The organism is Stenotrophomonas sp. DR822 (assembly GCF_019793815.1).
Taxonomy (GTDB): Bacteria; Pseudomonadota; Gammaproteobacteria; order Xanthomonadales; family Xanthomonadaceae; genus Stenotrophomonas; species Stenotrophomonas indicatrix.
In genome coordinates this window covers 883,692-904,475 of sequence record NZ_CP081826.1, presented here as the reverse complement: position 1 = coordinate 904,475, position 20,784 = coordinate 883,692, and the positions used below count along the sequence as shown (strand labels likewise).

The 20,784-nt window shown below is 66.7% G+C and carries 16 protein-coding genes and 1 pseudogene; 10 read left to right on the top strand and 7 right to left on the bottom strand.

What is annotated here, in order from left to right; translation table 11 throughout:
• Positions 1-62: 62 nt before the first annotated feature.
• Entirely contained in the window at positions 63-932 is an 870-nt protein-coding gene (locus K5K93_RS04070; RefSeq protein ID WP_222389894.1) for a pseudouridine synthase, read from the top strand.
• 13 nt (positions 933-945) lie between these two features.
• On the opposite strand, the gene K5K93_RS04065 is transcribed toward K5K93_RS04070, so the two are convergent.
• Positions 946-1,434: a YaiI/YqxD family protein gene (locus K5K93_RS04065; protein ID WP_127563463.1), complete on the bottom strand. Its 489-nt coding sequence runs from the start codon at positions 1,432-1,434 to the stop codon at positions 946-948.
• 304 nt (positions 1,435-1,738) lie between these two features.
• Here K5K93_RS04065 and K5K93_RS04060 point away from each other — a divergent pair, with 304 nt between their 5' ends.
• The gene (locus tag K5K93_RS04060) at positions 1,739-1,948 is read left to right on the top strand and encodes a cold-shock protein (RefSeq protein ID WP_025875108.1); all 210 of its coding nucleotides are present in this window, start codon (positions 1,739-1,741) and stop codon (positions 1,946-1,948) included.
• A 78-nt stretch (positions 1,949-2,026) separates the two neighbouring features.
• Here K5K93_RS04060 and K5K93_RS04055 read toward each other — a convergent pair whose 3' ends face one another.
• Complete coding sequence (locus K5K93_RS04055; protein ID WP_025875106.1) at positions 2,027-2,446, bottom strand: hypothetical protein; 420 nt, start codon at positions 2,444-2,446, stop codon at positions 2,027-2,029.
• Between the two features lie 91 nt (positions 2,447-2,537).
• Here K5K93_RS04055 and K5K93_RS04050 point away from each other — a divergent pair, with 91 nt between their 5' ends.
• The 3 genes from K5K93_RS04050 to K5K93_RS04040 all read left to right on the top strand — a co-directional run bounded on the left by K5K93_RS04050 (position 2,538) and on the right by K5K93_RS04040 (position 5,553).
• Positions 2,538-3,227, top strand: a complete 690-nt coding sequence (locus tag K5K93_RS04050; protein ID WP_093819888.1) for a glutathione S-transferase — start codon at positions 2,538-2,540, stop codon at positions 3,225-3,227.
• Positions 3,228-3,258: 31 nt separating this feature from the next.
• Positions 3,259-4,824: a YdiU family protein gene (locus K5K93_RS04045; protein WP_222389891.1), complete on the top strand. Its 1,566-nt coding sequence runs from the start codon at positions 3,259-3,261 to the stop codon at positions 4,822-4,824.
• 192 nt (positions 4,825-5,016) lie between these two features.
• Positions 5,017-5,553, top strand: a complete 537-nt coding sequence (locus K5K93_RS04040; RefSeq protein ID WP_222389889.1) for an adenine phosphoribosyltransferase — start codon at positions 5,017-5,019, stop codon at positions 5,551-5,553.
• A gap of 78 nt (positions 5,554-5,631) precedes the next feature.
• Here K5K93_RS04040 and dbpA read toward each other — a convergent pair whose 3' ends face one another.
• The 3 genes from dbpA to K5K93_RS04025 all read right to left on the bottom strand — a co-directional run bounded on the left by dbpA (position 5,632) and on the right by K5K93_RS04025 (position 8,491).
• Positions 5,632-7,008 (bottom strand): ATP-dependent RNA helicase DbpA, encoded by a 1,377-nt coding sequence (dbpA, locus tag K5K93_RS04035; protein WP_025875072.1) that lies wholly within the window; start codon positions 7,006-7,008, stop codon positions 5,632-5,634.
• Between the two features lie 102 nt (positions 7,009-7,110).
• Entirely contained in the window at positions 7,111-7,383 is a 273-nt protein-coding gene (locus tag K5K93_RS04030; RefSeq protein ID WP_222389888.1) for a hypothetical protein, read from the bottom strand.
• Between the two features lie 28 nt (positions 7,384-7,411).
• Positions 7,412-8,491, bottom strand: a complete 1,080-nt coding sequence (locus K5K93_RS04025) for a YeiH family protein (protein ID WP_222389885.1) — start codon at positions 8,489-8,491, stop codon at positions 7,412-7,414.
• Positions 8,492-8,594: 103 nt separating this feature from the next.
• Between K5K93_RS04025 and K5K93_RS04020 the strand changes: the two genes are divergently transcribed.
• Both K5K93_RS04020 and K5K93_RS04015 read left to right on the top strand, forming a co-directional pair.
• A complete protein-coding gene (locus K5K93_RS04020) occupies positions 8,595-9,470 on the top strand; it encodes a LysR family transcriptional regulator (RefSeq protein ID WP_222389883.1) in 876 nt (291 codons plus the stop codon).
• A gap of 329 nt (positions 9,471-9,799) precedes the next feature.
• The gene (locus K5K93_RS04015; RefSeq protein ID WP_222389881.1) at positions 9,800-11,680 is read left to right on the top strand and encodes an ATP-binding cassette domain-containing protein; all 1,881 of its coding nucleotides are present in this window, start codon (positions 9,800-9,802) and stop codon (positions 11,678-11,680) included.
• A 111-nt stretch (positions 11,681-11,791) separates the two neighbouring features.
• Here K5K93_RS04015 and K5K93_RS04010 read toward each other — a convergent pair whose 3' ends face one another.
• Entirely contained in the window at positions 11,792-12,253 is a 462-nt protein-coding gene (locus tag K5K93_RS04010) for a cytochrome c (RefSeq protein ID WP_049466129.1), read from the bottom strand.
• Between the two features lie 9 nt (positions 12,254-12,262).
• A complete protein-coding gene (locus tag K5K93_RS04005) occupies positions 12,263-12,655 on the bottom strand; it encodes a c-type cytochrome (RefSeq protein WP_025875058.1) in 393 nt (130 codons plus the stop codon).
• 205 nt (positions 12,656-12,860) lie between these two features.
• Between K5K93_RS04005 and K5K93_RS04000 the strand changes: the two genes are divergently transcribed.
• From K5K93_RS04000 to K5K93_RS03990, 3 genes and pseudogenes are all read left to right on the top strand, one after another.
• Positions 12,861-14,012 (top strand): efflux RND transporter periplasmic adaptor subunit, encoded by a 1,152-nt coding sequence (locus K5K93_RS04000; protein ID WP_093819830.1) that lies wholly within the window; start codon positions 12,861-12,863, stop codon positions 14,010-14,012.
• A 62-nt stretch (positions 14,013-14,074) separates the two neighbouring features.
• Positions 14,075-17,530, top strand: a pseudogene (locus K5K93_RS03995) (efflux RND transporter permease subunit); the annotation flags it as partial.
• Positions 17,527-20,607, top strand: coding sequence for an efflux RND transporter permease subunit (locus K5K93_RS03990; RefSeq protein WP_093819826.1), 3,081 nt, complete (start codon positions 17,527-17,529; stop codon positions 20,605-20,607). The pseudogene K5K93_RS03995 and the gene K5K93_RS03990, both read left to right, overlap by 4 nt.
• Positions 20,608-20,784 lie beyond the last annotated feature (177 nt).

Here is a 20,784-nt window from a genome sequence, read left to right as displayed (position 1 = left end):
TGTCGGCAGGGCGTGATCGGTGGCACGCTGGCCGCCCTGATGCTTCTGGCGTGTCCTGTCGTATGTCCCTGCCCAGCCGACTTCAGCTGCCGCCCGGTAACTGGGTTTCCCTGCTGGACGGCCTGTGCGCGCGCTTCCCGCGCATCGACCGGCTGCAATGGGAGAGTCGCTTCGCACGCGGGCGGATACAGGACGCACAGGGCAGGGCGCTGGCACCGGACATGCCGTGGCAGGTGGGGCTGGAGATCCGCTACTTCCGTGAAGTGGCCGATGAGCCGGTGATTCCCTTCGAAGAGAACATCCTGCATCACGACGCGCACCTGCTGGTGGCTGACAAGCCGCACTTCCTGCCGACCGCCCCGGCCGGTGCGTTTGTGCGCCAGACCCTGCTGGCGCGCCTGGTCGAGCGCACCGGCAACGCCGACCTGGTGCCGTTGCACCGGCTGGACCGGCTGACGGCCGGCCTGGTGCTGTTTTCCACCCAGCCGCAAACGCGCGACGCGTACCAGAGGCTGTTTCGTGAGCGCCGCATCGAGAAGACCTACCAGGCGCTGGCGCCGGACCTGCCGGACCTGCGGTTTCCACTGGAGCGGCATAGCCGGCTGCAGCCGGGGGAACCGTTCTTCCGTATGGCTGAAGTTCCCGGCGAGCCGAATGCGCTGACCCGTGTCGAGGTCTTGGATGCGCACGGCCCGGTCTGGCGCTACCAGCTAGCGCCCGAATCCGGGCGCAAGCATCAGCTGCGCGTCCATATGGCCGCGCTCGGGGCGCCGATCCTGGGCGACGAGCTCTATCCGCAGCTGCACGTGCGGCCACAGGGTGTGGCCGAGCCACCGTTGCAGCTGCTGGCGCAGGCCTTGGCCTTCGACGACCCGTTGACCGGCCAGCGACGCAGCTTCCGCAGCGCGCGCACCTTGTGCGTTCCCGGCTGACGCACAGCCGGATTCACCTGCCCGGTCGTCGCGCCAGCCAGCGGTCCAGCTCGGCAGCGAACAACTGGCGGTCACGCGCGCCAAGCGGCGGCGGCCCGCCGGTCTGGACGCCGGCGCCACGCAGTTCTTCCATGAAATTGCGCATCGACAGCCGCTCGGCCATGTTGTTGGGGGTGTACAGCTGGCCGCGCGGATTCAGGGCCACGCCCTTCTTCTCCAGCACCAGGGCCGCCAGGGGGATGTCCTGGGTGACCACCAGGTCGCCGGCGGCCACCCGCTCGACAATGGCGCTGTCAGCCACATCCAGTCCCTGCGGAACCTGGATGGAGCGCAGCCAGCGCGAAGGCGGGGTGCGGATCCACTGGTTGGCGACGAGGGTCAGCTCCACGCCGACCCGTTCAGCTGCGCGGAACAGGATGTCGCGGATGACGACAGGGCAGGCGTCTGCGTCCACCCAGATGCGGGGGAGCAGGGGTTCAGCTCGGGTTTCAGCTTCAGTCATTTACCCAGTGTAGGGTAGGAAAAACCTGAATGGGGACCCGGGTTTAGCCTCGATCTGGTGCAACCCCTTGCCCTGTCTAGAGGCTGGCCGTTTGACGCTGAATATCATGGCTATCGCTTTTTGCTCAAAACACGCGTATCGTCTGACCCACTGTGTTTGCTAGGGTCACCGTGAATCGTGGCCTGGTGCAGTTGATCTCACGATCCGCTCATCGATCCGCTTTACCAACGCCTGCAACTCAGTCTCGGCCCCGATACCCGGTGGCTGCGATTTTTTTCAACATGTGTTTCAGGAGTTAGTAAATATGTCTGATCGTCAGACCGGCACTGTCAAGTGGTTCAACGACGCCAAGGGCTTCGGCTTCATCACCCCGGAAAGCGGCCCGGACCTGTTCGTGCATTTCCGCGCGATCCAGGGCACCGGCTTCAAGACCCTGCAGGAAGGCCAGAAGGTTACCTTCGTCGCCGTCCAGGGCCAGAAGGGTATGCAGGCTGACCAGGTGCAGGCGGTCTAATCCGTCTGCTGCCGTTTGGTAGCCAGAACGCCGGGAGCGAAAGCCCCCGGCGTTTTTCGTTTGCGTCGCACGAGGGGTTCAACCCGCAGCCAGCGCCCGCTCCAGCAGCTGGGTTATTTCCTGGTACTCGGCGCGTTCGGCTGCCGGAATGCGCGACAGGATCTCGCGCAGGACATCAACCACCTCCGGACCCACCGGCACTTCCATCCATTGCAGGTGATAGGCCGCCAGTATCCGGCTGTCGTCATCGCTGGAATGGAGCTGACTGAACAGCAGCGGCAACGCTTCGGGCCTCATGCATTCACCCAGCGCGTCGGTGCAGCGTTGCTGCCAGAACGCGGGCTGCGCTGCGATCATCTTCTGCAGGCGCTGCCAATCGTGCGCTTCGAATCTGCGCAGGACGCCCTTGGCAACGTGTTCGCAGATGTACTGCGTCCAGTTGTGGTCCTCGGATTGCCCGAGGTAACCAAGCAGTGCATCGAACGGCGGGGTGTCCATGCTGGCAGGCCTTCCACGGCCGGGCAGGGTAGCAGACACCTGCGTGCACCAGGCCGCGCTACCATCGGGCACCTTTCTGCGGAAGCCGCCCATGCGCATCGTCCATCATCTGGAAAATTCCCGTTCGCTTCGCGTGCTGTGGATGCTGGAAGAGCTGGGACTGGACTACGAACTGCGCCGCTACCCGCGCGATCCGAAGACCCTGCTGGCGCCGCCGGAACTGCGCCAGGTGCATCCGCTGGGCAAGGCGCCGGTGCTGCAGGATGGCGAGCTCATCCTGGCCGAATCCGGCGCCATCCTCGACTACCTGGTTGACCGCTACGACGTGCATCGCCAGCTGTCGCCGTCGCCGGTACCGGCCGAAGGCAAAGAGCGCATCGATTACCGCTACTGGCTGCACTATGCCGAAGGTTCGGCCATGCCGCCGATGCTGCTGACCCTGGTGATCAGTCGCATCCGCAGCGCGCCGATGCCGTTCTTCGCGCGGCCGATCGCCCGCAGCATCGCCGACAAGGCCGAGCGCGGTTTCATCGGCCCGCAGCGGCGCCTGCATCTGGACTGGATGGAACGGCGTCTGGCCGAAAGCCCGTGGTTTGCAGGCGAACGCTTCACCGCTGCGGACATCCAGATGAGCTTCCCGATCCAGGCGGCGGCCGCACGCGGCGGCGGGCTGGACGACAAGCCGGCATTGCGTGGCTTCCTCAAGCGCATCGGCGAGCGCCCGGCCTACCGGCGCGCCGAGGCGCACGGCGGGGCATTGCAGGCCTTGCGCGGCGATTGAGGATGGCCGTCGCCGCCCCCATGCTTTGCCCATGGATACCACTGCCCCCCAGTTCGACAACCGCCTGCTGAATCTGCTGCCGGGCGATCCCGAGTCCGGTCCGCGCCGGCGCGAAGTGCTGGGTGCGGCCTGGTCGTCGGTGATGCCGACGCCTGTCGCAGCGCCGGTGCTGCTGGCGTGGTCGCCAGAGGTTGCCGGGATGCTGGGGTTCGATCCTGCGCAGGTCGATGATGAAGGCTTCGCCGAGGTGTTCGGCGGCAACGCGTTGTATGCGGGCATGCAGCCGTGGGCGGCCAACTATGGGGGCCATCAGTTCGGCCATTGGGCCGGTCAGCTCGGTGATGGCCGCGCCATCTCGCTGGGCGAGGTGATCGCCCCCGATGGCCGGCACTGGGAGCTGCAGCTGAAGGGTGCCGGGCCGACGCCGTATTCGCGCGGCGCCGACGGCCGTGCGGTGCTGCGCTCGTCGATCCGTGAATTCCTGTGCAGCGAGGCCATGCATCACCTGGGTGTGCCGACCACGCGCGCCCTGTCGCTGGTCGGCACCGGCGAAGACGTGGTGCGCGACATGTTCTACGACGGTCATCCGCGCGCGGAGCCCGGCGCGATCGTCTGCCGGGTATCGCCCTCGTTCCTGCGCTTTGGTTCGTTTGAACTGCCTGCGTCACGTGGCGAGACCGCACTGCTGAAGCAACTGGTCGAGGCGTGCATCGCCCGCGATTTCCCGGAGCTGAAGGGGCAGGGCGAAGCGCTGTATGGCGACTGGTTCGCAAAGATCGCCGTGCGTACCGCAGAGATGATCGCGCACTGGATGCGCGTGGGCTTCGTGCATGGGGTGATGAACACCGACAACCTTTCCGTGCTCGGCGTGACGCTGGACTATGGCCCCTATGGCTGGGTCGAAGACTTCGACCCGGACTGGACCCCGAACACCACCGATGCGCAGGGACGCCGCTATCGTTTCGGCACCCAGCCGCAGGTGGCGTACTGGAATCTCAACCGGCTTGCGCAGGCGCTGTCGCCGTTGTTCGCCGACGTGCAGCCGCTGCAGGCAGGGCTGGCCGCTTACCAGGCGACCTTTGTCGCCTGCACCCGTCGCGATGTTGCAGCCAAGCTGGGGCTGGCCGCGGCCGACGATGCCGATCTGCAGCTTTACCAGCGCTGGCAGCAGCTGATGCAGGACGGCGGCATGGACATGACCCTGGCATGGCGTGCGTTGATGCGCATCGATGCCAACGCACCCGATGCAAGCGTATTGGCCGAGGTCTTCTACGACGCCGAGCGCCAGCACGCGGTGCAGGAACCTCTGCAGCAGTGGCTGCAGGAGTACGCGGCGCGGCTGCGTGCCGATCCGCTGCCGGCAGCCGAGCGTGTGGCGAAGATGGGTGCGGCCAATCCACTGTATGTGCTGCGCAACTGGCTGGCACAGGAAGCGATCGACCGCGCCGAGCAGGGCGACCTGGGCGGTGTGCATGCCCTGCAGGACGTACTGCGTGATCCGTACACCGAACGCCCGGGTCTGGAACATTGCGCCGGCAAGCGGCCGGCGTGGGCTGACGACCGCGCAGGCTGTTCGATGCTGTCCTGCAGTTCCTGAAACGCGTTCTTTCGCAGGGCTGCGCCCTGCACCTGCTGCGGTGCCGGCCGATCCGCCAACCCATGGAATGCTGGTGCTTCGGCGGTTGCCTGGAGGCCTTTGCAGGTGCCGGAGGCAGTCCGGCCGGATCCCCGACAGGCAGCCGGCGCCCGGAACGGGTACCCTATGCCGCCATCAGTCAACCGAATCGCCATGACCGACGCCATCGTCGCTCCGCAGTGGGCCTCCCGCCTGCGCGACATCGCCGACTTCCCCAAGCCGGGCATCCTGTTCAAGGACATCATGCCGCTGCTCGCTCACAGCGAGGACTTCCGTGGCGCGGTCGTGGCGATGGCCGATCGCTGGCGCGATCAGAAGCTGGACGCGGTGGTCGGTATCGAATCGCGCGGCTTCATCCTCGGTGCGGCCATGGCGCTGGAACTGGGCGTGGGCTTCGTGCCGGTGCGCAAGCCGGGCAAGCTGCCGGGCAAGGTGCTGCGCGAGGAATACACGCTGGAATACCGCAGCGACTGCATTGAAGTGCATGCCGACGCGCTGTCGGCCGGTGCGCGCGTAGCGATCATCGACGACGTGCTGGCAACCGGCGGTACGCTGGTTGCTGCGTTGTCGCTGGTGCGCCGCCTGGGCGTGGACGTGGTCGGCGCCGGCGTGCTGGTCGAACTGGATGGCCTGGGCGGCCGTGGCCGCTGGGAAGCGGATCTGCCGCTGCACACCGAACTGGTGTTCTGATTGCGTCGCCGGGCATGGCCCGGCGCTACCCACGGCAAGCAGGTAGCGCCGGGTCATGCCCGGCGGATGTCCTGCCCGTTACATCATCCGCACGCGGAAACGACGGCCCTTGATCTTGCCCGCTTCCAGCTTCGCCACCGCCTTGTTGACCTGCTCGCGGGCGATCGCCACGTAGGAACGGGTCGGGAAGATCGCGATCTTGCCGATGAACTTGGCCGACAGGCCGGCATCGCCGGTGAGGGCGCCGAGGATGTCGCCTGCGCGCAGCTTGTCGGTCTTGCCGCCATCGATGCGCAGGGTGCGCATGGCCGCCTGCGGCAGCTCGGCAGGGCGCGATGTCGCCAGCGGCGTCTTCTGCCAATCCAGCGGCTCGCCGCGCTGCGCTTCGATGGCGTCGGCGCGGTTCTTTTCGCGGCCCGCCACCAGGCTGATCGCCAGGCCACTGGCGCCGGCACGACCGGTACGGCCGACACGGTGCTGGTAGCTCTCGACGTCGGTCGGCAGCTCGTAGTTGATCACCGCGGCCAGCTCTTCCACGTCCAAGCCGCGCGCGGCAACGTCGCTGGCAACCAGCACGTTGCAGCTGCGGTTGGCCAGGCGCAGCAGCACTTCCTCGCGGTCGCGCTGCTCCATGTCGCCATGCAGGGCGAGCGCGGAGAAGCCGAACTGCTGCAGCGAGTTGGCCACTTCGTCCACGTCCTTGCGGGTGTTGCAGAACACCACGGCCGATTCGGGCGTGTACTTCAGCAGCAGGCCGGCCAGTGCCTTCTGCCGGTGTGCCGGTTCGACTTCGCAGAACAGGTGGCGGATGGCCGGGGCCTGGTCGGCGCCTTCCACGGTCACTTCCACGGCATCGCGCAGCAGGTCGCGGGCCATGGCGCGGATGGTGTCGGGGAAGGTGGCCGAGAACAGCAGGCTCTGGCGATCACGGTGGGTGCGGCCGGCGATCTCACGGATCGGTTCCTCAAAGCCCATGTCGAGCATACGGTCGGCTTCATCCAGCACCAGGGTGCGCACGGCGCCCAGATTCAGTGCGCGCTTGCGCGCCAGTTCCTGCACGCGGCCGGGCGTGCCGACCACCACGTGCGGATCGTGGCTTTCCAGCGACGCCAGCTGCGGGCCCAGCGGCGTGCCGCCGGTCAGCAGCAGCAGCTTCAGGTTGGGGATGCCGGTGGCCAGCTTGCGGATCTGCTTGGCCACCTGGTCGGCCAGCTCGCGGGTGGGGCACAGCACCAGCGCCTGTACGCGGATCAGGCTGGGATCGATGGATTGCAGCAGGCCAAGACCGAAGGCGGCGGTCTTGCCGCTGCCGGTCGGGGCCTGGGCGATCACATCGCGGCCATCAAGGATGGCGGGCAGGCTCTGCGCCTGGATCGGCGTGAGGGTGGTGTAGCCGAGGGCATCCAGGCCGGGCTGCAGGGCCGGGCTCAGCGGCAGGGTCGAGAAATCAGTCATGGCGCATTGTACCTGCGCGCGCGCCCGGTCCCGCCGTCGTTCACGATTGTGGGGGCACCCGGTAGCGGGCGACCTTGGTCGGCACCTTGGCCGAACGTCGCCTCAACCCAGCCCGATGACCACCAGCCGCGCAGCCATCGCCTGCAACTGCTCCGGGGTGGCGGGTTTTCCACTGACCCGGGGCTCCAGCAGCAGCTGGTGGAACCACGGATTGGCGTGCCGCGTGTCGACGTCGAACGAGCAGGTCGCCTGCACGCCCATCACCGCCTGAACGATCTCGACCAGCGTGTCTTCGGCTTCATCGACATTGCCCCGCCCATATCGATCATCCAGCAGGCGCAGCGGGATCTGCAGCAGGGTGGGGGAGACTGGCATGCCTCAAGTCTAGCGATCCACGTTGCCCTCAGCCCAGCACCGCCAGCACACCCTGGTGGATCGCCAGGCCACCCAGCAGCAACCAGGCGAACAGGATCGATGCCAGCAGCAGCGGCTTCAACCCGGCCTGGCGCAGCGCAGACACATGGGTGGTCAGGCCCAGTGCGGCCATCGCCATGGCCAGCAGCACGGTATCCAGCTGCACCAGCCCGGCCTGGAGGCCGGCCGGCAGCAGATGCAACGAGTTGAAACCGGCCACCGCCACGAAACCGAACGCGAACCACGGCACCACGATGCGCGCCTTGCTGCCGTCAGCGTTGGCCTTGCCGCCACGCGCCAGCCACAGCGACAGCGCGACCAGGAACGGTGCCAGCAGCATCACCCGCACCATCTTGGTGATGACCGCGGTATCGGCGGCTGACTCGCCCACCGCACGTCCGGCAGCCACCACCTGTGCCACTTCATGCACGGTGGCGCCGGTGAACAGGCCGTACTGCCGCGCGTCCATCGCCAGCCAGCCGTGCGACTGCACCAGCGCATACAGGGCGGGATACAGGAACATCGCCAACGTGCCGAACACCACCACCGTCGACACCGCCACCGTCACCTGCGCAGCACGGCCGCGCACCACCGGTTCGGCGGCCATCACCGCCGCCGCACCGCAGATCGCGCTGCCGGCACCGATCAGCATGGCGGCCTCGCGCTCCATCCTGAACACCCGTACACCCAGCCAGCACGCCAGGCCGAAGGTGCTCGCCACCACCAGCACGTCCATCAGCACGCCGGCGACGCCGACGTTGCCGATGTCCTGGAAGGTCAGCCGCAGGCCGTACAGCACGATGCCCGCACGCAGCAGCCAGTGCTTGGAGAAGCCCACGCCCGCCGCGCTGGCAGGGGCCAGTCGCGGGTACACGGTGTTGCCGACCACGATGCCGGCGACGATGGCGACGGTCAGCGCACTCAGGCCATGCGCCTGCAGCCACGGCAGCTCGGCCAGGTACAGCGACGCCGCCGCCACCAGGCCGACCAGCAGCAGGCCGGGCAGGCGCGGTTGCCAGCGCTGACGCAGGGCGGGCAGGGACCAGGGGGACAGGGCAGGCGCGTTCATGGCGGGGGGGGATGCGGGGGAGGGGTGTACAGCCTGCATCCATGCGATCGACCCGTAAAACGAATAATATCGGTGAAACCTACCCATAACGCAGGTAATGGACATGCGCCTGACGCTCCGCCAGCTGCAGGTCTTCGTTGCCATCGCCGACCAAGGCAGCACCACCGCAGCAGGCCAGGCCATCGCGCTTTCCCAGTCCGCCACCAGCGCCGCCCTGCAGGAGCTGGAAGCGCACTTCGGCACGCCGCTGTTCGACCGCATCGGCCGTCGCCTGACATTGAACGGCCACGGCCGGGCCTTGCTGGAGCCGGCGCGCGCGCTGTTGGTCAATGCCGCCGATCTGGAGCGGCAATTGGCGGCGGGCGGTGACCCGTCCCAAGGCGCGCCGCTGCGGCTGGTACTGGCCGCCAGCACCACCATCGGCAACTACCTGCTGCCGCCGCGCATCGCCGAGCTGCTGCGGCAGGCACCGCAGGCCGAGGTCGATCTGCGCATCGACAACAGCGCAGGCGTGGTGGCGGCCGTTCAACGGCTGGACGTGGATGCAGGATTGATCGAAGGCCCATGCCACGAGCGCGGTCTGCAGGTCACGGCCTGGCAGCAGGACCCGCTGGTGATTGTGGCGGCCGCCGAGGCCCCCGCGCGCTGGTCGCTGGACGAACTGCGCCGCGCACGCTGGCTGCTGCGCGAACCGGGCTCCGGCACCCGCGAAGCGGTGGAGCAGGCATTGCTGCCGCATCTGCGCGGCTTCGCCCAGACCCTGCAGCTGGGCAATACCGAAGCGATCAAGCAGGCCGCCATCGCCGGCCTCGGCCTGGCTTGCCTCTCGCGCCACGCCTTGGAAGAACCCTTGGCCCTCGGCCGCCTGCGCATCCTTGAAACGCCATTGCCGGCCCTGCACCGCACGCTGTGGCTGGTACGCCACCCCGGCAAGCGATGGTTGCCGGGGTTGCAGGCGTTGTTGGGGGAAGTGCAGTAGCCGGGATCCATCTTCCACAGCGTGAATTCCACGTAGGTGTTAGAGCCTATTGCGCAGCAACAGGATCCGACCCCGTGCCGACCAACGGTCGGCACCCACCAACAGCAGCGGGAAACTGTCGAAGGCGGGGTGGGTCCGGTTGCGGGGGCGTGAGCGCCATGGATGGCGCGACCGAGCTTACATGGACGTACTTGCAGCGTCCCCCGCAACCGGACCCACCCCACCATCCCCCAGCAAGTCGGGGTTGGCTGTTGCTGTTGCTGCGGCCGTTGCCTCCGCGGGTGCCGGGCGCCGCCCGGCCAAGCCCCGCAACCCGCTACAATGGCCGGATGCCTCTGATTACTCTGCAAAACGTCGACTTCAGCGTCGGCGGCCCGCTGTTGCTGGAAAAAGCCGAACTGTCGATCGAGCCGGGCGAACGCATCGCCCTGATCGGCCGCAACGGCGCCGGCAAATCGACCCTGCTCAAGCTGCTGTCCGGCGACCACAAGCCCGATGACGGTGAAGTGCGCGTGCAGCAGGGCGTGCGCGTGACTCGCCTGGAGCAGGAGGTGCCGCACGGCGCCGCTGGCTCGGTGTTCGACGTCGTCGCCGATGGCCTGGGCGAACTGGGCCAATGGCTCGCCGAATTCCATCACCTCAGCCACGCCGACGTGTTCGATGGCCAAGCGCTGGGCAACGTCCAGGCCAAGATCGATGCCGCCAACGGCTGGGGCCTGGATCAGCGGGTCAGCGAGACCCTGACCAAGCTCGACCTCGATGGCGACGCGGAGTTCGCGCGCCTGTCTGGCGGCATGAAGCGCCGCGTGCTGCTCGGCCGCGCGCTGGTCTCCAGCCCCGACCTGCTGCTGCTGGACGAACCGACCAACCACCTCGACATCGAAGCCATCGACTGGCTCGAAATGTTCCTCAAGAACTGGAACGGCAGCGTGGTGTTCGTCACCCATGACCGCCGCTTCCTGCGTGCGCTGGCCACCCGCATCGTCGAGATCGACCGCGGCCAGGTCACCAGCTGGCCGGGCGACTGGGCCAACTACGAGCGCCGTCGCGAAGAACGCCTCAACGCGCAGGCCCAGGAAAACGCACGGTTCGACAAACTGCTGGCGCAGGAAGAAGTGTGGATCCGCCAGGGCATCAAGGCACGCCGCACCCGCGACGAAGGCCGCGTACGCCGCTTGAAGGCGATGCGCAACGAGCGTTCCGCCCGCCGCGACCTCAGCGGTAACGTGAAGATGGAAGCGGCCCAGGGCGTGAGCTCGGGCAAGAAGGTCATCGACATCAAGGACATTTCGTTCGCCTTCGGCGATCGCACGATGGTCCGCGATTTCTCCACCACCATCCTGCGTGGTGACCGCATCGGCCTGATCGGCCCCAACGGCAGTGGCAAGACCACGCTGTTGAAGCTGCTGCTGGGCGAACTGCAGCCGCAGAAGGGTGAGGTCAACGCCGGCACCAACCTGCAGGTTGCGTACTTCGACCAGTACCGTGCAGTGCTGCGCGAAGACTGGAGCGCGATCGAGAACGTGGCCGAAGGCCGCGATTTCCTCGAGTTCAACGGCAAGCGCAAGCACGTGCACGCCTACCTTCAGGACTTCATGTTCACCCCTGAGCGCGCGCGCGCGCCGATCACCCGCCTGTCCGGTGGCGAACGCAACCGCCTGCTGCTGGCCAAGCTGTTCGCGCAGCCGTCCAACCTGCTGGTGATGGACGAACCGACCAACGATCTGGACGTGGAAACCCTGGAGCTGCTGGAAGAGCTGCTGGGCGAATACAACGGCACGTTGCTGCTGGTCAGCCATGATCGTGACTTCATCGACAACGTGGTGACCTCCACGCTGGTGATGGAAGGCGATGGCGTGATCGGCGAGTACGTGGGCGGCTACAGCGACTGGCAGCGTTACGCGGCCAGCGTGGCCGCTGCGCCTGCGGTGGTTGCTGCCGCCAAGCCGGTGGTCGCTGCCCCGGCGGCTGCTGCGGAACCGGCAGCGCCCAAGCGCAAGCTCGCCTACAAGGAAGCGCGTGAGCTGGAACAGCTGCCGAAAACCATTGAAAAGCTGGAAGGCGATGTCGAAGGGCTTACCTCGGCAATGAACGATCCGTCGTTCTACACGCGCAGCAGCGCCGAAGTGACCGCGCACACCCAGCAGCTGGCCAAGGTGCAGGCTGAACTGGATGCCGCGTACGCACGCTGGGAAGAACTGGAAGGCTGAGCGCCGGTCGGATTCAGTAGATCCACGCCATGCGTGGATATCCGGATACGTGCGGACCAACGGTCCGCACCCACCAACCAACGGTGCGCACCCACTGGGGCGGGCCGGCGGTCATTTGACCCCGTGCAGATCCCGCAGCTGGCTCGGCCGGCTGCCGAAATACGCGGCCAGATCGGCAATGTCCTGATCGCTCAGGTCCTTCGCCTGCGGTGTCATCAGCGCATGCTGGCGATCACCGGCACGGTAGGCCTGCAGCGCATGCGCCAGGTAATCGCCGTATTGACCACCCAGCTTCGGATAGGTCGGATCGATCGGCGCATTGCCGTCGGCACCGTGGCAATCGATGCAGCTCTGGCTGGTGGCCTTGCTCTTGACCTTGGCGCGGGCCTCGCCGGCGGCTTCGCGCCCGGCAGGCAGGCCTGCGGAGGAAGACGATCCGTGCTCGCCGCTGGCGTGGCCGGGATCGCCGGCGGATGTCTCGCTGTTCTCCACCTGTGACTGCGAGCAGGCCGCCAGCAGCAGGGCGACGGACAGGGCGATGGCGTGACGCAGTGGATGCGCGGCTTTCGACATGGGCGGGCCTTACTTGACGGTGGACAGGTAAACAGCGAGATCGGCGATCTCCTGTTCGCTGAAACTCATCGACTGCGCCTGCATCGTCGGATGCCGGCGCTTGCCCTGGCGGTACTCGGTCAGGGCCTGGGTCAGGTACTGCTGGGTCTGGCCACCGATCTTCGGTACCCGGTAACTGGGGTAGGCATTCTTGTAACCGGTGATGCCGTGGCAACCCTGGCAGGTGTAGGCCAGCACACGGCCATTGTCGAAACTGCCGGTGGGCGTGGCAGCCGCCGGCACAGGGGCCGGAGCCGGTGCCGGGGCGGGTGGTGCTGCAGGAGCAGGTGCGGGCTGTGCGGCGGCCCCGAGGGGCAGGAGGACGGCCAGAGCGAGACAAGCGGCGAGCGGCTGCGGGCGCATGGTGTCTTTTCCGGGGATTCGGGTCTGGTCGTTCCGGCGTGGGGTACGGAACGACCCGAGTATAGCCTCAGGTTTCATCTAGCTGAAATGGGGTCGGCCCGACCGGCGGCGTGAAGACACCATGACCTTTGGGATATGGTGTTGCCGTGAAGTGGTGCATTACTTTGCTACCACACCTGCCCACGCATCCTCCAGGGATCTGACGATGTCGCACCAAACCTTCCTGCCCGGCCCCCGCAGCGGACTCTGCGCTGCCGCGCTGCTGCTCTCCACCTCCCTGCTGCTGAGCGGTTGCGCCGCTGGGCCCAACAACGAGGCCAAGGCGGCCGAGACCAAGGACGAGAAGAAGGTCGACGCGGTGCCGGTTGAAGTGGCCGTGGCCAGCCATCGCGCGGTGGCCGCCAGCTACACCGGAACGGCGGCACTGGAGCCGCGCGCCGAATCGCAGGTGGTCGCCAAGACCTCGGGCGTCGCGCTGGCGGTACTGGTCGAGGAAGGGCAGCGGGTCAGCGCCGGGCAGCCTCTGGTGCGGCTGGATCCGGACCGCGCACGCCTGGCCGTTGCCCAGAGCGAGGCGCAGATGCGCAAGCTGGAGAACAACTACCAGCGCGCACAGAAGCTGGTCGGCCAGCAGATGGTCAGCGCTGCCGATGTCGATCAGCTGCGCTACGACCTGGAAAACGTGCGCGCGCAATACCGCCTGGCCACGCTGGAACTGTCCTACACCACCGTGGTCGCACCGATTTCCGGCGTGATCGCCTCGCGATCGATCAAGACCGGCAACTTCGTGCAGATCAACACGCCGATCTTCCGCATCGTCGACAACTCGCGGCTGGAGGCCACCCTCAACGTGCCCGAGCGCGAACTGGCGACCTTGCGCGCAGGCCAGCCGGTCACGCTGTTGGCCGATGCGCTGCCGGGCCAGACCTTCACTGGTGTGGTGGACCGTATCGCGCCGGTGGTGGATTCGGGCAGCGGTACCTTCCGTGTGGTCAGTGCTTTCGATGGCGCCGCGCAGTCGCTGCAGCCGGGCATGTTCGGCCGTATCCGCATCGACTACGACCAGCGTGCCGATGCACTGGTGGTGCCGCGCCTGGCACTGCTGGACGATGGTGAGCCGGCAGTGTTCCGCGTGCGCGAGGGCAAGGTCGCGCGGGTGCCGGTCAAGCTTGGCTACGCCGAAGGGCCGTGGGTGGAAATCCGTGAGGGACTGGCGGCGGGTGACCAGATCGTCACCGCCGGCAAGGTCGCCCTGCGCGACGGCACCGCGGTGCAGGTGATCGCCGATCCGAAGGCCAAGGCGAAGACCGTAACCGCCTCGGCCAAGCCGGCAGAGAAGGCCGGGAGCACGCAATGACCGCGCCCGGCCACGATCACGGTGCCTCGTCCGGGAGCGATGGCGCCGCCGCAGGCATGCGTGGCGGCCTGGTGGAGTTCGCCACCCGCCGCCGCGTCACCATCGCCATGTGCACGGTCACCCTGCTGCTGTTCGGCCTGATCGCACTGGGCAACCTCAAGGTCAACCTGCTGCCCGACCTGAGCTATCCGACGCTGACCGTGCGCACCGAGTACACCGGTGCGGCGCCGACGGAAATGGAAACCCTGATCACCCAGCCGGTCGAAGAAGCCGTGGGCGTGGTCAAGAACCTGCGCAAGCTGAAGTCGGTCTCGCGCACCGGCCAGAGTGATGTGGTGCTCGAGTTCGCCTGGGGCACCAACATGGACCAGGCCAGCCTGGAAGTGCGCGACAAGATGGAAGCGCTGAACCTGCCCCTGGAAGCCAAGGCGCCGGTGCTGCTGCGCTTCAATCCCTCCACCGAGCCGATCATGCGCCTGGTGCTGTCGACCAAGGCCGCGCCTGCGACCGACGAAGAAGCGATCCGCGAACTGACCGGCCTGCGTCGCTATGCCGACGAAGACCTGAAGAAGAAGCTGGAGCCGGTTACCGGCGTGGCGGCGGTGAAGGTGGGCGGTGGCCTGGAAGACGAGATCCAGGTCGACATCGACCAGCAGAAACTGGCCCAGCTCAACCTGCCGATCGACACCGTCATCAAGCGGTTGAAGGAAGAGAACATCAACATTTCCGGCGGCCGCCTGGAGGAGGGCTCGCAGCGCTTCCTGGTGCGCACCGTCAACCAGTTCGCCGACCTGGAAGAAATCCGCAACCTGCTGGTCACCACCCAGTCCGCCAACGGCAGCGCGGCCGACTCGGCGCTGCAGCAGATGTTCAACATCGCTGCCTCTACCGGTTCGGCTGCAGCCGTCGCCGCCGCGTCCGCTGCGCAGAGCGCTTCCTCTGGTGGTGCCTCCAGCGTGGTCGCCAACGGCGTGCCGGTGCGCCTGAAGGACGTGGCCACCGTGCGCCAGGGCTACAAGGAGCGCGAAGCGGTCATCCGCCTGGGCGGCAAGGAGTCGGTCGAACTGGCGATCTACAAGGAAGGCGACGCCAATACCGTGGCCACCGCCGAAGCGCTGCGCAAGCGTCTGGAGCAGATCAAGGCAACGTTCCCGGCCGATGCCGAACTGACCACCATCGAAGACCAGTCGCGCTTCATCGAGCACGCCATCGCCGACGTCAAGAAGGACGCGGTGATCGGTGGCCTGCTGGCGATCCTGATCATCTTCCTGTTCCTGCGCGACGGCTGGAGCACGTTCGTGATCAGCCTGTCGTTGCCGGTCTCGATCATCGCCACGTTCTTCTTCATGGGCCAGCTTGGCCTGAGCCTGAATGTGATGTCGCTGGGCGGCCTGGCACTGGCCACCGGCCTGGTGGTGGATGACTCCATCGTGGTGCTGGAGAGCATCGCCAAGGCGCGCGAACGCGGCCTGGGCATCCTGCAGGCGGCGATCGCCGGTACCCGTGAAGTGAGCATGGCCGTGGTCGCCTCGACCCTGACCACCATCGCGGTGTTCCTGCCGCTGGTGTTCGTCGACGGCATCGCCGGCCAGCTGTTCCGCGACCAGGCGTTGACCGTGGCCATCGCCATCGCGATTTCGCTGCTGGTGTCGATGACCCTGATTCCGATGCTGAGCTCGCTGAAGGGTCGGCCGCCGCTGGCCTTCCCGGAAGAAGCCGCAGCCGAGCCGTGGCAGCCGCAGAGCCGCTGGCAGAAGCCGGTCGCACTCGGCCGTCGTGGTGTGGTGGCGACGATGCGCTGGAGTTTCTACGCGCTGGCATGGCTGGTGGTGCGCCTCTGCCGTGGCGTAGCTGCAGTGGTCGGCCCGGTGATGCGCAAGGCCAGCGACATCGCCATGAAGCCGTACGCCGGTGCCGAACGTGGCTACCTGCGGCTGCTGCCGGCTGCGTTGGCCCACCCCGGCAAGGTGCTGGGCCTGGCCGCGCTAGCGTTTGTCGGCACGATGGCGCTGGTGCCGATGCTCGGCGCCGACCTGATCCCGCAGCTGGCGCAGGACCGTTTTGAAATGACGGTCAAGCTGCCGGCCGGCACGCCGCTGAAGCAGACCGATGCGCTGGTGCGTGAGCTGCAGTTGGCGCATGGCAAGGGCGAAGGCGTGGCATCGCTGTACGGTGTCAGCGGCAGCGGTACCCGCCTGGATGCCAGCCCGACCGAGAGTGGCGAGAACATCGGCAAGTTGACCATCGTGATGGAAGGCGGCGGCAACCCGCAGACCGAAGCGGAGATCACCGAGCGCCTGCGCGACACCATGGGCCAGCACCCGGGTGCGCAGGTCGACTTCGCGCGGCCGGCATTGTTCAGCTTCTCCACGCCGCTGGAAATCGAACTGCGTGGGCAGGACATGGCGACCCTGGAAGTGGCAGGCCAGCGCCTGGCGGCGCTGCTGCGCGGCAATGCGCACTACGCCGACGTCAAATCCACCGTGGAAGAGGGCTTCCCGGAAATCCAGATCCGCTTCGACCAGGAGCGAGCCGGTGCACTGGGCCTGACCACGCGGCAGATCGCCGATGTGGTGGTGAAGAAGGTGCGCGGCGATGTCGCCACCCGCTACAGCTTCCGCGACCGCAAGATCGACGTGCTGGTGCGTGCGCAGGAAACCGATCGTGCCAGCGTGGACAGCATCCGCCGGTTGATCGTCAATCCGGGCAGCACCCGTCCGGTCACCCTGGATGCGGTGGCCGACGTGGTGGCCACCACCGGCCCCAGCGAGATCCATCGTGCCGACCAGACCCGGGTGGCCGTGGTCTCGGCCAACCTGCGCGACATCGACCTGGGCGCGGCCATGCGCGAAGTACAGCAGATGGTGTCCGAACAGCCGCTGGGAGCCGGCGTGGGCCTGCACATCGGCGGCCAGGGCGAGGAACTGGCACAGGCGGCGAAGTCGCTGATCTTCGCCTTCGGCCTGGCGATCTTCCTGGTCTACCTGGTGATGGCCTCGCAGTTCGAATCGCTGCTGCATCCGTTCGTGATCCTGTTCACCATCCCGCTGGCGCTGGTCGGCGCGATCCTGGCATTGATGCTGACCGGCAAGCCGATTTCGGTGGTGGTGTTCATCGGCCTGATCCTGCTGGTCGGCCTGGTCACCAAGAACGCGATCATCCTGATCGACAAGGTCAACCAGCTGCGCGAGGCCGGCGTGGCCAAGCACGAGGCCTTGGTGGAAGGTGCGCGTTCGCGCCTGCGGCCGATCATCATGACTACCCTGTGCACGCTGTTCGGCTTCCTGCCGCTGGCGGTGGCGATGGGCGAGGGCGCCGAAGTGCGCGCACCGATGGCGATCACCGTGATCGGTGGCCTGCTGGTGTCGACCCTGTTGACCCTGCTGGTGATCCCGGTGGTGTACGACCTGATGGACCGCCGCGGCGATGCCTACTACCGAGAGCGGGGCCGCAAGCATGCCGGTGAGGGCCTGCACGGTGCCGAGGGCAGTGCGTCGGGTGCGGAGGAACCGGCATGAGCGTTGCCGAGTTCTCCATCCGCCGCCCGGTCACCACCATCATGTGTTTCGTGTCGCTGGTGGTGGTCGGCCTGATCGCCTCGTTCCGGCTGCCACTGGAAGCGCTGCCGGACATCTCCGCACCGTTCCTGTTCGTGCAGATTCCCTATACCGGCTCCACCCCGGAAGAAGTCGAGCGGACCATCATCCGGCCGGTGGAGGAGTCGCTGGCGACGATGACCGGCATCAAGCGCATGCGGTCGTCGGCGACCTCCGAAGCTGCGTCGATCTTCATCGAGTTCAGTGACTGGGATCGTGATATCGCCATCGCCGCTTCGGACGCGCGCGAGCGCATCGACGCGATCCGCAGTGATTTGCCTGACGACATGCAGCGCTACAACGTGTTCAAGTGGTCCAGCAGCGACCAGCCGGTGCTGAAGGTGCGCCTGGCCAGTACCACCGACCTGACCACTGCCTATGACATGCTCGACCGCGAATTCAAGCGGCGTATCGAGCGGATTCCGGGCGTGGCCCGGGTCGAGATCACCGGCGCGCCACCGAACGAGGTGGAGATCGCGATCGATCCGAACCGCCTGAACGCCCACGGCCTGAGCATCAACGAGCTGAGCGATCGCCTGCGCACGCTGAATTTCTCGATCTCGGCCGGGCAGATCGACGACAACGGCCAGCGCGTGCGCGTGCAGCCGGTGGGCGAGATCACCGACCTGCAGGAAATGCGTGACCTGGTGATCAATGCCAAGGGGCTGCGCCTGGGCGACATTGCCGATGTGCGGCTGAAGCCGGCGCGGATGAGCTATGGCCGCCGTCTGGATGGCAATCCTGCCGTCGGCCTGGACATCTACAAGGAACGCAGCGCCAACCTGGTGGACGTCTCGCGCGGCGCGCTTGCCGAGGTTGAAGCGATCCGCGCGCAGGCGTCGATGCGCGACGTGCAGATCAAGGTGATCGACAACCAGGGCAAGGCGGTGACCTCGTCCCTGCTGGAGCTGGCCGAAGCCGGCGGTGTCGGCCTGATCCTGTCGGTGACGGTGCTGTTCTTCTTCCTGCGCCACTGGCCGTCGACGTTGATGGTGACCCTGGCCATTCCGATCTGCTTCACCATCACCCTCGGCTTCATGTATTTCGCCGGGGTGACGCTCAACATCCTGACCATGATGGGCCTGCTGCTGGCCGTCGGCATGCTGGTCGACAATGCCGTGGTGGTGGTCGAAAGCATCTACCAGGAGCGTGAGCGGCTGCCGGACCAGCCACGCCTGGCCTCGATCATCGGCACCCGCAACGTTGCCATCGCGCTCAGCGCCGGCACCTTGTGCCACTGCATCGTGTTCGTACCCAACCTGTTTGGTGAAACCAACAACATCAGCATCTTCATGGCGCAGATCGCGATCACCATCTCGGTCTCGCTGCTGGCCTCCTGGCTGGTGGCGGTCAGCCTGATCCCGATGCTGTCCGCACGCATGGCCACGCCGAAGCTGGTGCACTCGCAGACCGGCGTGATCGCGCGCCTGCAGCGCCGCTACGCGCAGCTGCTGGACTGGTCACTGCGCCATCGCGGCTGGAGCCTGCTCGGCATCCTGCTGGTGGTGCTGGTCAGCCTGGTGCCGATGAAGCTGACCAAGATCGACATGTTCGGTGGCGACGGTGGCAAGGACATCTTCATCGGCTACATGTGGAAGGGCGCCTACACCTACCGGCAGATGTCCGAGGAAGTGGCCCGTGTCGAAGGCTGGATCGAGCAGAACCGCGAGCGCCTGCACGTGCAGCAGGTCTATTCCTGGTACAGCGAACAGGAAGGCAGTTCGACCGTGGTCACCCTGGACGAGAAGTACGCCAAGGACATCAAGGCGCTGCAGGAGGAACTGCGGAAGGGCCTGCCGAAGTCCGCGCGCACCGACTACTTCGTCGGCAACCAGGGCGGTGATGGCGGCGGTGGCGGCAACCAGGGCGTGCAGGTGCAGCTGGTTGGCGACTCCAGCGCGATGCTGCAGGAGATAGGCCAGGAAGTGCTGCCGCTGCTGGCACAGCGCGCCGAGCTGCGCGATGTGCGCATCGACAATGGCGAGAAGGGCGGCGAGCTGAAAGTGCACGTCGACCGCGAGCGTGCAGCGGCGTTCGGATTCAATGCCGAGCAGGTTGCCAGCTTCGTTGGCCTGGCGCTGCGTGGTGCGCCGATGCGCGAGTTCCGTCGGGGCGACAACGAAGTGCCGGTGTGGGTGCGCTTCGCCGGTGCCGAACAGAGCAGCCCTGAAGACCTGGCTGGCTTCAGCGTGCGCACCGGCGATGGCCGCAGCGTACCGCTGTTGAGCCTGGTCAGTGTCGATGTGGGTTCCTCGGCGACCCAGATCGGCCGCACCAACCGCCAGACCACGTTGACCATCAAGGCCAACCTGGCCGAGAAGATCACCGCGCCGGACGGCCGCAAGGCCATGGAGGCAGTGCTCAAGCCGATGAACTTCCCGGCCGGCTACGGCTTCACTTTCGACGGCGGCGACTACGGCGATGACAACGAGGCGATGCAGCAGATGGTGTTCAACCTGCTGATCGCGCTGGTGATGATCTACGTGGTGATGGCCGCGGTGTTCGAATCGCTGCTGTTCCCGGCGGCGATCATGAGCGGCGTGCTGTTCTCGATCTTCGGCGTGTTCTGGCTGTTCTGGATCACCGGCACCTCGTTCGGGATCATGTCCTTCATCGGCATCCTGGTGCTGATGGGCGTGGTGGTGAACAACGGCATCGTGATGATCGAGCACATCAACAATCTGCGCCGCGGCGGGATGGGCCGTACCCAGGCGCTGGTGGAGGGCTCACGCGAGCGTCTGCGCCCGATCATGATGACCATGGGCACGGCGATCCTGGCGATGGTGCCGATCTCGCTGACCGATACACAGATGTTCGGCAACGGGCCGGAGTACTCGCCGATGGCGCGTGCGATTGCCGGTGGCCTGGCGTTCTCTACCGTGGTCAGCCTGCTGTTCCTGCCGACGATCTACGCGGTGCTTGATGACCTGCGCAATGCGGTGGTGCGGCTGATCCAGCGCGCTCGCGGCCGCGAGGTCGTGGCGGGAACCGCGGTGTAGTGGTCGAGCTTGCTCGACCGTAGGGGCGGAAACGTGTTGTGGTGGGGGGAGACCGGTCGTAGTGGGGCGGTCTCCCCTTTTTTTTTTTTTTCGCCGGGCATGGCCCGGCGCTACCATCGTCGTGGGTGTAAATGACGTGCCAGCCAAGGTTGGCACCTACCGGTAGCGCCGGGCCAT

Coding starts and splice junctions, on each gene's coding strand:
- K5K93_RS04010 (WP_049466129.1), bottom strand. CDS start 12,253: ATGTCGAAAGCCGCGCATCCACTGCGTCACGCCATCGCCCTGTCCGTC.
- dbpA (WP_025875072.1), bottom strand. CDS start 7,008: ATGACTGATTTCTCGACCCTGCCGCTGAGCCCGGCCCTGCAGCCCGGC.
- K5K93_RS04070 (WP_222389894.1), top strand. CDS start 63: ATGTCCCTGCCCAGCCGACTTCAGCTGCCGCCCGGTAACTGGGTTTCC.
- K5K93_RS04045 (WP_222389891.1), top strand. CDS start 3,259: ATGGATACCACTGCCCCCCAGTTCGACAACCGCCTGCTGAATCTGCTG.
- K5K93_RS04025 (WP_222389885.1), bottom strand. CDS start 8,491: ATGAACGCGCCTGCCCTGTCCCCCTGGTCCCTGCCCGCCCTGCGTCAG.
- K5K93_RS04015 (WP_222389881.1), top strand. CDS start 9,800: ATGCCTCTGATTACTCTGCAAAACGTCGACTTCAGCGTCGGCGGCCCG.
- K5K93_RS04005 (WP_025875058.1), bottom strand. CDS start 12,655: ATGCGCCCGCAGCCGCTCGCCGCTTGTCTCGCTCTGGCCGTCCTCCTG.
- K5K93_RS04065 (WP_127563463.1), bottom strand. CDS start 1,434: ATGACTGAAGCTGAAACCCGAGCTGAACCCCTGCTCCCCCGCATCTGG.
- K5K93_RS04060 (WP_025875108.1), top strand. CDS start 1,739: ATGTCTGATCGTCAGACCGGCACTGTCAAGTGGTTCAACGACGCCAAG.
- K5K93_RS04030 (WP_222389888.1), bottom strand. CDS start 7,383: ATGCCAGTCTCCCCCACCCTGCTGCAGATCCCGCTGCGCCTGCTGGAT.
- K5K93_RS04020 (WP_222389883.1), top strand. CDS start 8,595: ATGCGCCTGACGCTCCGCCAGCTGCAGGTCTTCGTTGCCATCGCCGAC.
- K5K93_RS04050 (WP_093819888.1), top strand. CDS start 2,538: ATGCGCATCGTCCATCATCTGGAAAATTCCCGTTCGCTTCGCGTGCTG.
- K5K93_RS04055 (WP_025875106.1), bottom strand. CDS start 2,446: ATGGACACCCCGCCGTTCGATGCACTGCTTGGTTACCTCGGGCAATCC.
- K5K93_RS03990 (WP_093819826.1), top strand. CDS start 17,527: ATGAGCGTTGCCGAGTTCTCCATCCGCCGCCCGGTCACCACCATCATG.
- K5K93_RS04000 (WP_093819830.1), top strand. CDS start 12,861: ATGTCGCACCAAACCTTCCTGCCCGGCCCCCGCAGCGGACTCTGCGCT.
- K5K93_RS04040 (WP_222389889.1), top strand. CDS start 5,017: ATGACCGACGCCATCGTCGCTCCGCAGTGGGCCTCCCGCCTGCGCGAC.